This is a genomic window from Nitrospirota bacterium, assembly GCA_016212215.1.
Taxonomy (GTDB): domain Bacteria; phylum Nitrospirota; class 9FT-COMBO-42-15; order HDB-SIOI813; family HDB-SIOI813; genus JACRGV01.
Window position 1 is genome coordinate 12,653 of sequence record JACRGV010000009.1, and the last position, 14,155, is coordinate 26,807.

Consider the following 14,155-nt stretch of genomic DNA (forward strand, 5'->3'; position numbering starts at 1 on the left):
TATTTACGAATGAGACATCTTAGAACAGCATTATTTATAGTTATAATATTCGGAGTTGTTTCCGGTTATTTTGTTTGGAAGACTTTTTTTGCAATTCCTCCCAGGCTTTATCCACAGATATTTAATAAGGCAGTTTGGATTTCATCACCTTCACAACAGCCTGTGGCATATTTCAGAAAGGTATTATTTATACCTGAAAAAATTAAAGAGGGATGGATTAAGATAAGTGCCCCGGATAAATTTATTCTTTATATCAACGGCCGGGTAGTCGGTAAGGAGACTTTTCCTTCTGTTAATGCTGCAGGTATTTACGATATCGGCGGAAGTTTGCAGCACGGCAAAAATGTCATTGCAGTATTCGTATACAGGATGAGTTCCGGCAGTGCGACTGACATTGCAATGGAAGGAAATTACACAGATGTTTCAGGCCATCAGCATGCCTTTTCCTCTGATAAATCATGGCGCGTTTCAAATCAGGAATCTTATGCATCTTCCGGTACAAATATATCTGCCTGGTATGAACAGGATTTTGATGACACTAACTGGAAATATGCTTCAGAGATAAGCCCTGCCCAAGGTTATGATAATGGGTTTCTTACTACCAATCCGGCAGTTTTCACAAGACCATTCCGTGGTAATATTATATGGCACCCCGATGCCCCTTCCTCTACAATATTATTCAAAAAGGACATCATAATCTCAAGAGAGCCTCTCAGGGAGGTGTGGGTCCGCATCTACTCGGGTTTGTCTTATACGCTTACAGTAAACGGATTCCGTCTGGATGGAGTTGCATTTATTACTCCCATGGTAGATATGTTGAAGATTACTCCATTGATACATAATGGTAATAATGTTATTACGCTCGAAGTATCCGGAGAAGGCAATACTCAGGGCATAGCTGTTGATTGTATAGTGGAGATGGCAGATGGGAAGATTATAAGTCTTGCATCTGACCGTTCATGGATGGCAGGCAGTTATGCCTATATTTCAGGTGAAGGGAAAAGGGATATTATCTGGAAACCTGCTATCACAGTAGTTTCAGGAACAGCATCTATCTCAACTGCCCAGATACAGAAGCGGATACTCGGACCGATAAATCTGCCTCAGGGATATTATACATACAGATTTATGAGGATGACAGCGGTTATATTTCTTAACACCGTGTTGTTAATTCTTGCATGGCTTGTACTTTCTGTTATAAGAAAGAAGGTACTCATCATTGATACATCGCTGATTGAGCATTTACAGATAACTTCATATTTATTTCTCCCATCACTGCTCTTTTTCGGAATAATCTATCTCCTTTCTTTTGATATTAAGTATGAGCCTTCAGTTATATTTAATCCATGGGCGTTTTATGTATCCGGCGGCATATTTGTTTTTCTTTTTTTATTATCATTTTTGAGGCTAAAGCATTATGCCTTGAAAGATTCTACAGGTTTTTCTTCTTATTCAGAAATATTACAGAAGAAGTATGCTGTCTTCCTTATACTTCTCATAATACTCTGCCTCACAGGATTTCTTATAAGACTTCAATCACTCGGGTCAAGGTCTTTCAGTCATGATGAAGTAGCTATGGTGCGATTTGCACAGGGGATTCTTGAACATGGTTATTCATCTAAGATGCTGGGAGAACTTGAAAAGCCGCTCACTACCTACGAGGCCGTGCCGTTTCCAATAGCCTTTTCTATAAAGATGTTCGGAGACACTGAAACCGCTGCAAGAGTTCCTGCTGTTATCTTTGGTACAGTAACGATACTCCTTGTGGGTTTGTTTGCAGGGCGTTTATTCGGATATGCTGTAGGGCTGTATGCAGCTATTCTTTATACCTTCTCACCGCTTGCCATAGCGTGGGCACAGGATTGTTATTTTCCCCAGCAGGTACAGATGTTCACCCTCCTCACAGTTTATCTGTTTTACATCTATCTTGAGAGATATGATAAACAACCACGGTATGCCTATTATATTGCAATTTCATTCCTGCTGACATATCTTAGCTGGGAGGTTTCAGGCTTTCTCCTGCCTGCCCTCCTGATTGCAGGAATCCTATACAAAGGTAAGGATTTATCCTGGCTGAAAAACAGGCATATATGGCTTGCTGTGGGTATAGTGGTTGCCGGTGTGTTTCTACAGACAGCCAGAAGGACGTATTATCAAATCCCATATATCGTTGTTGGAATAGGCACCTCTGACGTAACCACCCCTTTACCGGTTTTTTTGTATCCTATGTATGACCCGTTTTTTTATGTAACAAACTTCCTCCTTCAGGAGAACCACGTTATTTTCACTTTATTGCTCGTTTGTGGAATAATATTTCTGAGAAAATATAAAGGACTACGCTACCTCTATGCAATTATTATAATTATACTTCTTGAGCTGGCAAATCTACTGCCTTATTATACTTCACGATACATCTACTTCAGCCAGCCTTTTTTGATAATCATTGCCGCTTGTGTTTCAATTTTAAGTTTTTCATGGATGGCAGAGAAGATTAAAGGACTGCGGCTGCCAATCCTGTCTCCGGTTATATGGGGTACATGCTCTGTATTTCTGGTTGTTGTCTTTATCTCTTCCAACAGCTTATTTCTGAAACTCTACCGTCTTTCTTATGACCCTACTCAGCCGGCTTTTCACACGCGGTCCGGTGTTATTGATTATGACTACAGGGATGTCGGTGCTTTCATAAAAAGTAATTTACAGAAAGGAGATATTGTTATTGCAGTTATGTCACATACCATTGAGTACTATTCAGACATTACACCTGATTATTATATACAGAGTTATACAGACAGGCAGGTCTTTTACGACATCGGAAGATCAGGAAATCCATCCCCTTATTATCTTGACAGGTATGTTGGACGTCCGGTAATAAGGAGTGTATCTGATCTTAAAAATGTTTTTAACAATAATCGTCGTGTATGGATTGCCGCTGTAAACTATCGCACATTTGTTGCTTTTGATGATAAGGAGATGTTAGATTATATTCAATTAAACAGTAAGCCGGTTTACCGGGGTTATAATGCAGCAGTATATCTTTGGGAAAGATAGAAAGGGAAATTAACAACCATAAATACGTCCACCTTACTTCAAATAATCTTTCATGTCTTCCAGACTCAATCCCAGCCATTTGACTTTGTAGCCTGAATATATATTGAGCAAACCTCCGGCCTTTGTCTTTAAGGCATTAAGGTTTATCTTTCCTCTGTCGAGCTTGATGTCGGCCATAGTGATTTCCTTTTTCAAATCGTTGATTGCAAGAAGATCAATTTCATTCTGATTTCCTTTTTCCCAGTACGAACCGATCACATTATAGTTTCCTGTTTCGGCAAAAATCTGATGAAAAAATCTTTCGAGAATACGTCCTGAATAACTCGAATAATCCCTGTTTATGATTTCCTTAATATAAGAATAATTTTCTGTTTCAGCAGCGGATAGGTTTCGGAAAATGAACCGGAACCAGAAGTTAAGGAAGTTGTCTGTTATTTTATATTTTTGAAGACGTGAACCCGGTTTGGCGCCTACCGGCTTATGCCTTGAGATTAGTGCATAGTCATTCTCAAGTCTTGCTAAATAGGCGCCTGCATGTATCTCTAAAACAGATTCAATCTCTGTCCTTGCTGTCTTGCCGATAGATATAAGCTCGAGGATAGAAAAATACGTTCCATATTCTTTCCCGAACTCTTCTATAAGCAGGTTTTTCCCCTCGTTTATAAAGGGAGAATTCGGTGTGAGCATAAAATTAAGTATATCTTTGTAAGATAAAGCATCATTCGATGTCAATATATCCAGATACTTAGGCATTCCGCCGGTAAGTACGTAACAATCAAAAAGCGACCGCATATCAGATGCCCTGTGATCTGATAATACTCTATAGGTATCTTTTATGGTAAATGGTTTAAGGAAAAGTATCCTGTCCGCCCTCCCGAATAAAGGCTCTTTTGATTCTTCAAAAATCTTATGCATTAACGAATAAACAGAGCCTATACAGATGAGATTCATTTTACATTTTGATTTATTCAAATCCCATAGACGCTGAATCTCTGAATATGCTGCTGAATTTACATTGTAGAATTCCTGAAATTCGTCAATAATCAGGATGAACCGCTCTTTTTTTGAAAGGTCAAGAAGAAGGGCAAAGACATCCTTAAAAAATTTAATATCTCCAATGACAGGCAGTGGAAAATGTTTTTTTATCTCCTCAATATATTCCATACAAAGCAGATGCTCTGACTTCCTGGAGACAAACAGGTAAATAAACTTATGCTTACCGGCAAATTCCAGTGCAAGCATTGTTTTACCGACACGCCGACGCCCTGTAATCACAGTCATACGTGCGGTATCTTTTGACTGATTGTAAAGCCTGTTAAGTTCATGGAGTTCCTGTTTGCGATTATAAAACTTCATGGTTCATATTCCCATATAATATATATATCGTTACTCTGGCGTAACTCTGGTTACGGTAATAAATATTACGATATATTGAAAAAAGTTTCAATACTCAAGTTTATTACTATCTTATATTTGTTGCTTTAGATGATAAATAGATGTTAGATTATATTGAACTATAGAGTAACCCTGTTTACCAGGGTTATAATGCAGCAGTATATCTTTGGGAAAGATAGGATGATTACATGACAACAAAAAAAATAGCGGTTTTAATAGTTCTTCTTATTGCAATAATTTTAAGTACAGAATTCATTTCAACAGGAAAGGCACTATCTGTCCAGCCGGCCCCTGCGACTGACCTGAAAATAGCGGGAGATGATATATCCGGGATATGGGCTTTTTTTATGCTTGACATGAAGGCTGAATCCCTTCAATTACTGAATAATGATGATATAGATAATATGTTGCAGGTGAAGCATCCGTATGTTAAAGGGATTGCACCCAGATTTGTCTGGTCTACACTTAACCCCGCCCCTGGTGAATATAATTGGACGCCTGTTGATAAGGTTATTGAAAGGGCAAGTGCGTATAATAAAAAAGTTGTAATAAGGATTATCGGCGGAGGCAGGTCTGAGTGGACGCCTGGTTGGCTCTGGCTAAAAACAAAATATGTAGATCACCTTTGTATAACGAAACAAGCCGAATGTAGGTTACCCATAATTTGGGATACTGAATATCTCTCGGCATGGACTACCTTTGTTAAGGCATTAGGTTCACGGTACGATTCCAATCCGCGTGTGCAACGTGTTGCCATTACCAACGGGTCCGGCGGGGAGCTATATTATCTACGCGGCGACCTTATGACAAATGATCAAATAAACCAGGTGGTTAATTCCGGTTTAGGTGATAATTTCGTTCAGACATGGAATAATATTTTAGATAATTATGCAGTATCATTTCCAACAAAGCCGTTGTTTATGGACTTGGCACCTACGATCAAAGATATTCCAAATATGAAGGGTGACGATAAAGAAGAAGTTATTGCAAATTACGCTATATCAAAGTTCGGTCATAGACTTTATCTTCAACAGGATGGACTACACGAAAATACAGATACTTCAGGGACTTTTATTAGCCATGCAATTATGAAAAACCATGCTGTAAACGGTAATATTATAGGATTTCAAACATTGGCACCGGATGCGCATGGAAATTTAAGGATGGCATTTGAAAAGGCACTATCCTATCCTATCCATTATATTGAGGTTTTTACTAAGGACCTTCAGGACCCTGATCAGCAGGATGCAATCCGATTTCTGTATGAAAGACTTAAAGCTATTCCTCCTCATTGATAGTCATAAATTGATCAGCCTTGATGTTTGTTAATTTCTGTACAATTCCAGAAGGCCATTGTATTGTAAGAGTATCAATTGATGAGGCGGTTCCGGTTCCGAAATGCACCGGGCCGCTTCCCTGAGAACGAAGTTCCCCTCCTCCGCCTCCGTTTACTTCCCTGAATTGATTTTTCCCGTTAATTGTCAAGGTAAGTTTCGCTCCAATTCCAAGACGGTTACTTTTCTTCCCTGCCAATTGAACCTTTAGATAGTGATTAATTTTATTCCTGTTATTCTTATAAAGAATCACAGGTCCATAAGCTAATGGGTATAGCTCACCAACGCCGTTCTTCAGGATAAGGTCAAGGAAACCGTCGTTGTTATAGTCCCCCCATGCAGCCCCGAAGTGCCGGTATGAGGCTTTATTATCATCAGTTCCTGTATTGCCTGCAACATCTGTAAATGTCCCATCACCATTATTTTTAAATAATATATTAGGGGCACCCCCGGAAATATCTCCTCCATCTACAACGTATAAATCCATGAGGCCGTCATTATCGTAATCACCCCATAAGGCTGTTGAATGTGATCCAATTTTATCCATACCGGATATAGTTGTTACATCACTGAAAGTCCCATCTTTATTATTTTTATATAGCGTATCTATGAAACCGGTATCAACGGGTTTAAAATTTGTTTTGATATTAGTTAAGCTGTTGTCACCTGTTATTTTACCGTAGAATATATTCAGGTTACCGTTACTGCTGTAATATACATGCCAGACATCAGACTCATCTTTCCAAATATAAAAACCTATTTCTGATACCGGCAGGATAGTGGGAACACCTGTAAGCCGTTCATCATCTCTTGTTAAAGTAAAAGGCACTGTAGAAGGGGTTGTTTTCCCGCCCCCTAAAAATATTTTGTTGGGTTGATGTGTATTTTTAATTAATAGATCAAAAGTAACATTACTGCTTTGAGTCTCAAATTTAATTTCTCCTGCTAATAATTCTATCTCATCTTTAAAATGTATTTCTGATGGTTTTGAAACTAAATTGTGGTAATTAGTGTGAACACCCCGTGCAATGTATAAGTCCATATAGCCGTCATTATCGTAATCACCCCAGGAAACACCATTCCCTATTTTCTTCAAAAAACCGGATTCTGATGTTGTTTCAGTAAATGTATGTGAAGACGGATTATTTTTAAATAACCGGTCATTGTTGATACCTACAACAATCAGATCCATTGTGCCATCATTATTATAATCCGCCCACGAACAAGTCTGGCCATCAATATTGTCTAACCCGGTTTCTTTTGTTACATCTGTAAATGTTCCATTTCCATTATTTTTATATAATACGCTGGTAGATGCATAGTTTAAAACAAACAGGTCAAGAAATCCGTCGTTGTCATAGTCAACCCAGAATGCACTCCTGCCGCGTCCATCGGCATTTTCAACTCCGGCAGTCAAAGTTACATTTGTAAAATTTCCATGTCCATCGCCTTTCCAGAGTTCATCAGTTTTGCTGCCGGAGCAATTACCGTGACACCCGCCGTTTGTTATGAACATGTCTAAATTCCCATCGTTATCGTAGTCACCAATGGCTATGCCGTGACGGTCCTTGCCTCCCACAGGACTAATGCCTGTATTTTTTGTAATATTTTTAAATTTATCATTCCCCTTATTATCATAAAAGGTTAGCTTTTCCCAATGTTGATGTATAAGTATGTCCGGTTGATTATTATTATTGAAGTCTGCCCAGATTGGGTTAATAAAACTTAGGCCGGTCTTTGCCTTACCCAGCACTGTTAATGATGTGACATCTGAAAAGGTTGTTTGCGAATCCTCATTTTTTGGATCATTTAAACACCCGTAGATTAAAATTGGAAGTATGAGCAGAATAGAAAGATAATACAATGTATTAATATTCTTCATTATGTACTGCGTTGCTTTCAACTTAGCTTGCACTAAATGATTACTCAACAACTCTTAAAGTTTGGTTCGCCGGTATGTTTGTTAAAATTTGAGTTAATCCGGATGGCCACTTAATTATAAGAGAATTTACGGCCGTTGCAGCACCTGTTCCGAAATGCACCGGTACGTTGCCTTGAGAATGTAATTCACCGCCGCTGTTAACTTCCCTGTACTGGATTTGACCGTTAATATTTAATATCAACTTTGCACCAATGGCAGACCGGTTACTTTGAGTCCCGGTTAACTTAACCTTTAGCCAGTGGCTATTATTTCCATTATTCCTGTAAAGGACATCACTGCCTGTTGCGAGGGGATATGACATTCCCACACCATTTTTCATGAACAGGTCTAAAAAACCATCATTATTATAATCACCCCATGCAGCACCGAAATGGCGGCTCTGAATATTGCCCGCATCAATACCATTATAAACAGCGACATTCGTAAATGTACCATTACCATTATTTTTATACAGGAGATTAGGTTTACTTCCTGAAATGTCTCCAGCCTCTACAGTATATAGATCTATGAAACCGTCATTATTAAAATCTCCAAAGGCAGATGTTTGATGATTACCAAACTTCCCAACACCTGCTGAATCAGTAACATCAGTAAAAGTGCCGTTACCGTTATTTTTGTAAAGTGTATCTTTAAATTGAAGTCTTGCAGGGGTAAATGTCGGGACAACTGAGGTAAAACTACCATTACCTGTTATGACGCCATAATATACAGGCCACTTGTTATATCCGCTGTACCTCAGATGCCATGTGCCTGTATTATCTTTCCAGATATAATAACCTGTGTCTACTCCACGGGTGTAAGCAGGCATTCCATCAAGCAAGGGGTCTGATGCAGATATTGTAAATGGCAGAGATGCAGGATTGGTTTTATTCCCTCCGATAAAAATCATGCCTTTTTGCGCGAGGTTACTAATATAAAGGTCAAAGGTTACACTTCCACTATTGGTAGTAAAATCAACGCCGTCTTCCAAGTTTTCCTCATCTAAGAATGTAATTTTAGATGCATTCCAGATTAAGACATCCCTCATCTTTTCTATCCCCCGTGAGACATGAAGGTCAGGCAGGCCGTCATTATTATAATCTCCCCAAGCTGTTCCCATTCCTATCCTCGGGAGAAGACCTGCTTGCGTTGTTATATCAGTGAAGATATGGGAAATGGGGTCATTTCTGAATAACCTGTCCTTTACAACCCCGGTTACAAGAATGTCCATCGCACCGTCATTATTATAATCTGCCCATGAACAGACCTTACCTGTTATTTTCATTAGGCCGGTTGCTGATGCAACGTTTGTAAATGTCCCATTGCCGTTATTCCTGTACATTACACTGTTAGTATTATAATTCAAGACAAACAGGTCTAAGAGTCCGTCATTATTATAGTCAACCCAGTAGGCACTCCTTCCTCGACCGGAGGAGTTTGCAACACCGGCGGCGGTTGTAACGTTTATAAACTTCCCCTGCCCGTTTCCTTTCCATAGTTCATCGCTCTTACCGCCTATGCAGTTACCCATGCAGGCTCCATCTGTAATGTATATATCCAAGTTCCCGTCATTATCATAATCTCCCCATGCCATACCATGCCTGTCTACGCCTGTCACAGGAGTAATGCCTGAAGTTCCAATTATGTTAATAAACTTACCGGAACCATTATTCAGATAAAGAGATAGAGGCCCTACGTGGTGTTGAATAAGAATATCAGGATTATCATCATTATTAAAATCACCCCACATCGGGTTATCGTAACTCGCCCCAACCTTCCCGAGTCCTGCTGAAGCAGTAACATTTGTAAAAGTTGCTGATGCATTAGTTACCTCAAATCCATAATTGATCAAGACAGATATGACGAAAGTAATCGAGCAAATAATAAAACGACACAGTTGTTTCTTCAATACTTAGCCTCCTTTGTTATTAAAATAACCTTAGGTAAAAAAGGAATGGCAGTCACTCTATTTGACTTTATATCCAAGCAGCCATGCACTTGATTGGAATGAAGGAGACACTGTAAGGCTTTCATTGCTGATTACCTCTACAGCTCCTATGTGGATTTCTCCTGACACCTTGTTCCCGATATTAAATGTTTTAGAATAGGTTGAACCATTTGATATTAATTTGGACACGCTTTTCCCATCATCATAGAACAGGTAGGCATTAACAGGTACTGATGCAGGGGTAAATATTTCCATCTCAACTGTGACCTCATTGTTTTTATTCAAGATTGGTAATCCATCGGGTATATTACGGAGTTCTCGGGAGATGCCTGTTTCCCAAAAGACAACCCCTTCCTGATTTTTGATTTTAACCCATTTTATTTTGAATTCCGGGTCCGGAGTTCCTGATGATGTCATAATGATTTCATTAGGCGAAATATGTGATACACTCCAGCTTCCATCATCATTCTCATGGGCCTTAATATTGGATTTAATAGATATGTTGATATGTTTAGTAGTTGTGCCTAACTTTGCTTCGCCTGCCCCAATCCTTTCGACTTCAACGTTTGCTATGGAACCATTGGCATCACCGGCTATATTCTGGAAAGAGATGTCTCCTGACAGGGTTCTTGTCAGTTCAGGCTGAGATGGTATTGTTATTTCAAAAAGGCTGTTGATTTTCAACAGCTTTTCTAAACTTATTGCATCCTTGATCTTATCAAGGGCTATATTTGACATTGTGCTTCCAGTCGTAAATGTCCATGAATAGTTATTTACCAATGCATTACCTGCAACGTCTTGAACCCCTGTAGTGATGGTTGCTGTGTATTGAATTTCGTAGCTAAGCGGGGCTGATGGTTTAAATGTAGCAGTGCCGTTATTATAAGTAACATTTCCTGCTATCGTGCTGCCATCCGTTTTTTTCAAAGTAAATGTTTCTGTTGTTATGGTAAGTGGGTTCATAGCTTCAGAGAAGGTTGCAGAGACAGATGTATCAGCACTTATACCGGTAGAATTACCGGCAGGAGCAAACGAATCAAGAATTACTGCCGGTGGTGTGGTATCCGGGGTTATGCCTGTAGTAAAGCTCCATGATTTGTTGGATGCCATATAATTGCCGGCCAGGTCCTTTACCCCTGTTGTGATTGTTGCATTGTAGGGAGAAGAGTCATCGAGAGAGACTGATGGGTTAAAAGTAGCAGTCATTCCATTGTAAGAGACATCTCCTGTAACATCGCTCCCGCCTGATTTAGCCAGAGTGAATGTTGTTGTATTTACAGTGGATGTATTAATTGATTCGGAGAATGTTGCTGATATAGAAATGTTAGAAGGAATATCAGTTGTATTATTCTCAGGATATGTAGAGCTTACAGAAGGTGGTGTAGTATCCTCATCTAAAGCAGAACCGGTAGTGAAAGTCCATGTATAATCATTTGTCATCCCATTTCCTGCTGAATCTTTTACTGCGGATGTAATATTTGCAGTGTAGTCAGTTAAATAACTTAATGGGGCTAATGGTTTAAAAGTAGCAGTATTTCCATTATAAGAAACCTCTCCTGTAACACTGCTGCCGTCTGTTTTAGTTAAAGTAAATGTTGCTGTTGTTATTGTAGATGGATTGATAGGTTCCGAGAATGTTGCTGTTAAAGAAGCATTGGAAGCAACACCTGTAGTATTTCTTTCAGGAGCTGTAGAATTTATAGAAGGAGGTGTAGAATCAGGCGCCGCATCTGTAGTAAAGCTCCATGAGAAACTATTGGTCATGTTATTGCCTGATATGTCTTTTATGCCTGTAGTAATTGTTACTGTGTAAGTATTGGAGTGCAAAAGTGAGGCTGTTGGTGTAATGGTAACAGAGGTTCCATTATATGTAACTATAATGGGTATATTAGTACCATTTGATGTCATTATAAAATTTGCTGTAATTAATGTGGATGGGTTAATCTGCTCACTGAATACAGCAGAGATAATTGTATTAATACCTACATCAGTTGAATTATTTGCAGGGGTTGTGGAAGTTACAGCCGGTGGAGTAGTATCAGAAGGTGAGGCACCTGCTGTGGAATTTTGTGCACCTCCATTAATAGAACCACAGCCTCCGAACAGAGTCCCCAGAAATAATAATATGATTAAAACCTGTGCATAGGATAAAAGTGACCTCTTTTTCATTCTCAGTCCCCCGCTTATTACCGTTGATTCATGTTGTATTTTAAGGGTTAACCATTCCAATTCTTTTAGTAATAAAATAGTATGCAAATCTTATGCCCGAATGTTGCCGGATATTATATGGCAAATGCTAATTATTTTGATATTTTTTGCAGGGGCGAAGAGGGTTTTTTACTGGAATATTTATCAGAGGCGGTGTTTATGGCATCCGCCTCTGATAAATTATTAAAGAATTTTATGGCAGATACGTTCTATTGAGCTACGCGAATTGGCTGAACCTGTATTATGTCAATGCTTTCTACATCTGTGGTTACATCAGGTATTCCACTTGCATTATTCCGGTGTCTTGCTGTGTATTTTCCCCACACATCAAGCTCTCTAACCATTCCGGAGGCTGCATCCGGTGTAACCATTATGACTACAAATCCTTCAATATGTGTATTAAGAGTTACACCCGATGGAAATAGTGACCTGATATCCTGACAATCCACTTCCATGGCCTGGTCCGAATCCAGAAACTCCTGTTTAATATTTGATATTGGTCCTTTTGTTGTTGATCGTTCAGGAAATGCAACCACGGCCTTTTTAAAGAAATCTACCCGTTTTGCTTGTGGATTATGGATGTTTACTGCGGTCTTATACATCCCCTTTACCACATCCGTTCCTTCGATTGTTGCTGTAGATGGATTTGGAGTTGACCCGCATACGAACTTGGTAGCATAAGAAAGATATGGTGGGTTGATTACTACTGCGGCTGACGGGTCTACCGCACTGCTTGGAGTAACAACTCCTAGTAATCCTATGAGTGTACCTGCCAGAGTAAGACTTAAAGCTAATTTACCTTTTTTATTCATGTGTCTCTCCTTTCCTATTTAACTGTATAATTTCCATCTTGGAAATAAATAAGGCAATAATTAATGATGAAGCACCTCTGTCCGTTTCACCCCCTTTCTAATAACATTTCCTATATCCTAATAAAAGATAATGCATTTTTAATGCCAATATAATATAATCAAAAAGCCCTTATTCATTCGGCTGGTAAGTGTTTGAACTTGATTGAGGTTATAACACCTCAAAAAATGTATCGTGAATGTAACTGTTAAAATAAATTACACCTCTCAATTTATTGCATATCTAATTGATATATAAGAATAATAATATATAAGTTAAATTGAAAAAGGCTCTTTTATAATAATTAAGTGACAGAAAAATTAACACTAATAGTATCGTTTATAACTAATTGAAAATGCAGTAGAATTAGTTATTAATTGAGAGAAATATATGTTTAAGGGGGGTGTTTATATGTATTTAAGTGACAGCTTTTTTTACAGTTCAATTATGAGCATGTTGGTCAAAGAAAAAATATTCTTTATAAATCAATAGATTATGTTTATAATAATATCTGGTATAAAAAATGCATCAAAAATATTTATAAATTCAGCTATAGAGTTTCAGCATAAGACTCTGCTGAACGGGTAAAATATAAATAATGTTTAACAATGAAGAATTTTCAACAAGGGGGATTGAACATGCGAGGTATTTGGAAAAAGACTATAGTTATTGCGGGGGTTATATTTGGACTTTCATCGGGAATATCGTATGCTGTTCCAACTGTCCCTCATGAGTTGCTCACAAACGGTGATTTTGCCAGCGGGGCTTTAAGTCCTTGGACTAAAGCATCTGTGGCAGTTGGTACAACTGATCCGAATGTAAAAACATTATTAGATAGTGAAATCACATTGATGGATAGTGTTGATAATGCCCCTAATTCTATTGTTGATGCAGGGGGGCATCATGTCCATGGTCCGGTTTATGTAAGAAGCGGGAGTAGTGATAATTATTTTGTAAGAGGCGGGATACCCAGTAATGAAACCGGTACTCCTCAATTGACAGGCTATAGAGTTATTCAATCAAATGACTTCACTATCCCTACCCACACAATAAATACAGATGTATCTTTCTATTGGCGGCTTATGACATGGGATTCAAGTGCTAATGATACTACTTGGGCAGTTATAAGAAAATCAGATGATAGTTACGTTGCCCAACCTTGTGGTCAAAAAGGGGGGCTTGATAGAGGAGGACTCCAGGACACTGGATGGAAGAATTGTAGTAAGACGTATGATACTACAATATTGACCCCAGGTGAAACATATTTCCTTAGGATGACGCTTTTTACCAACAATGATACTTCTTATCCTTCATGGGGTTATGCTGATAGTGTGTCAGTAAAAGCTAATGTTGTACCGGAACCTGCAACGATATTATTACTTGGCGGGGCGTTAGTTGGAATGGGATTACTTAAAGGAAGAAGGAAGAATAGTTAGTTCTTACTTATAAACA

9 protein-coding genes are annotated in these 14,155 nt (G+C 38.7%); 4 read left to right on the plus strand and 5 right to left on the minus strand.

What is annotated here, in order from left to right; genetic code table 11:
- Window positions 1-9 precede the first annotated feature (9 nt).
- Window positions 10-3,048 carry a glycosyltransferase family 39 protein gene (locus HZA08_01185; GenBank protein MBI5192036.1) on the plus strand — a complete coding sequence of 1,013 codons (3,039 nt, stop codon included), beginning with the start codon at window positions 10-12 and terminating at the stop codon, window positions 3,046-3,048.
- A gap of 33 nt (window positions 3,049-3,081) precedes the next feature.
- On the opposite strand, the gene HZA08_01190 is transcribed toward HZA08_01185, so the two are convergent.
- Entirely contained in the window at window positions 3,082-4,404 is a 1,323-nt protein-coding gene (locus tag HZA08_01190) for an ATP-binding protein (protein ID MBI5192037.1), read from the minus strand.
- A 227-nt stretch (window positions 4,405-4,631) separates the two neighbouring features.
- Here HZA08_01190 and HZA08_01195 point away from each other — a divergent pair, with 227 nt between their 5' ends.
- Entirely contained in the window at window positions 4,632-5,738 is a 1,107-nt protein-coding gene (locus HZA08_01195) for a beta-galactosidase (protein MBI5192038.1), read from the plus strand.
- Here the strand turns inward: HZA08_01195 and HZA08_01200 are convergent.
- Genes HZA08_01200 through HZA08_01210 form a run of 3 tightly spaced genes read right to left on the minus strand, consistent with a single transcriptional unit; the run spans window position 5,722 to window position 11,815 of the window.
- Window positions 5,722-7,659 (minus strand): CRTAC1 family protein, encoded by a 1,938-nt coding sequence (locus tag HZA08_01200; GenBank protein MBI5192039.1) that lies wholly within the window; start codon window positions 7,657-7,659, stop codon window positions 5,722-5,724. The genes HZA08_01195 and HZA08_01200 overlap by 17 nt on opposite strands.
- A 40-nt stretch (window positions 7,660-7,699) precedes the next feature.
- The gene (locus HZA08_01205) at window positions 7,700-9,607 is read right to left on the minus strand and encodes a CRTAC1 family protein (protein MBI5192040.1); all 1,908 of its coding nucleotides are present in this window, start codon (window positions 9,605-9,607) and stop codon (window positions 7,700-7,702) included.
- Between the two features lie 57 nt (window positions 9,608-9,664).
- Entirely contained in the window at window positions 9,665-11,815 is a 2,151-nt protein-coding gene (locus tag HZA08_01210; protein MBI5192041.1) for an Ig-like domain-containing protein, read from the minus strand.
- Window positions 11,816-11,896: 81 nt separating this feature from the next.
- Here HZA08_01210 and HZA08_01215 point away from each other — a divergent pair, with 81 nt between their 5' ends.
- Window positions 11,897-12,070, plus strand: a complete 174-nt coding sequence (locus HZA08_01215) for a hypothetical protein (protein ID MBI5192042.1) — start codon at window positions 11,897-11,899, stop codon at window positions 12,068-12,070.
- On the opposite strand, the gene HZA08_01220 is transcribed toward HZA08_01215, so the two are convergent.
- Window positions 12,064-12,666 (minus strand): hypothetical protein, encoded by a 603-nt coding sequence (locus HZA08_01220; protein ID MBI5192043.1) that lies wholly within the window; start codon window positions 12,664-12,666, stop codon window positions 12,064-12,066. The two genes, HZA08_01215 and HZA08_01220, sit on opposite strands and share 7 nt — an antisense overlap.
- A gap of 675 nt (window positions 12,667-13,341) precedes the next feature.
- On the opposite strand from HZA08_01220, the gene HZA08_01225 reads away from it, so the two are divergent.
- Entirely contained in the window at window positions 13,342-14,139 is a 798-nt protein-coding gene (locus HZA08_01225) for a PEP-CTERM sorting domain-containing protein (protein MBI5192044.1), read from the plus strand.
- The last annotated feature ends 16 nt before the right edge of the window (window positions 14,140-14,155 follow it).

Bases quoted from the DNA above. Each gene is read 5' to 3' on its own strand.
- HZA08_01190 (MBI5192037.1), bottom strand. From the start codon at position 4,404: ATGAAGTTTTATAATCGCAAACAGGAACTCCATGAACTTAACAGGCTT.
- HZA08_01200 (MBI5192039.1), bottom strand. From the start codon at position 7,659: ATGAAGAATATTAATACATTGTATTATCTTTCTATTCTGCTCATACTT.
- HZA08_01210 (MBI5192041.1), bottom strand. From the start codon at position 11,815: ATGAAAAAGAGGTCACTTTTATCCTATGCACAGGTTTTAATCATATTA.
- HZA08_01225 (MBI5192044.1), top strand. From the start codon at position 13,342: ATGCGAGGTATTTGGAAAAAGACTATAGTTATTGCGGGGGTTATATTT.
- HZA08_01185 (MBI5192036.1), top strand. From the start codon at position 10: ATGAGACATCTTAGAACAGCATTATTTATAGTTATAATATTCGGAGTT.
- HZA08_01215 (MBI5192042.1), top strand. From the start codon at position 11,897: ATGCAAATCTTATGCCCGAATGTTGCCGGATATTATATGGCAAATGCT.
- HZA08_01195 (MBI5192038.1), top strand. From the start codon at position 4,632: ATGACAACAAAAAAAATAGCGGTTTTAATAGTTCTTCTTATTGCAATA.
- HZA08_01220 (MBI5192043.1), bottom strand. From the start codon at position 12,666: ATGAATAAAAAAGGTAAATTAGCTTTAAGTCTTACTCTGGCAGGTACA.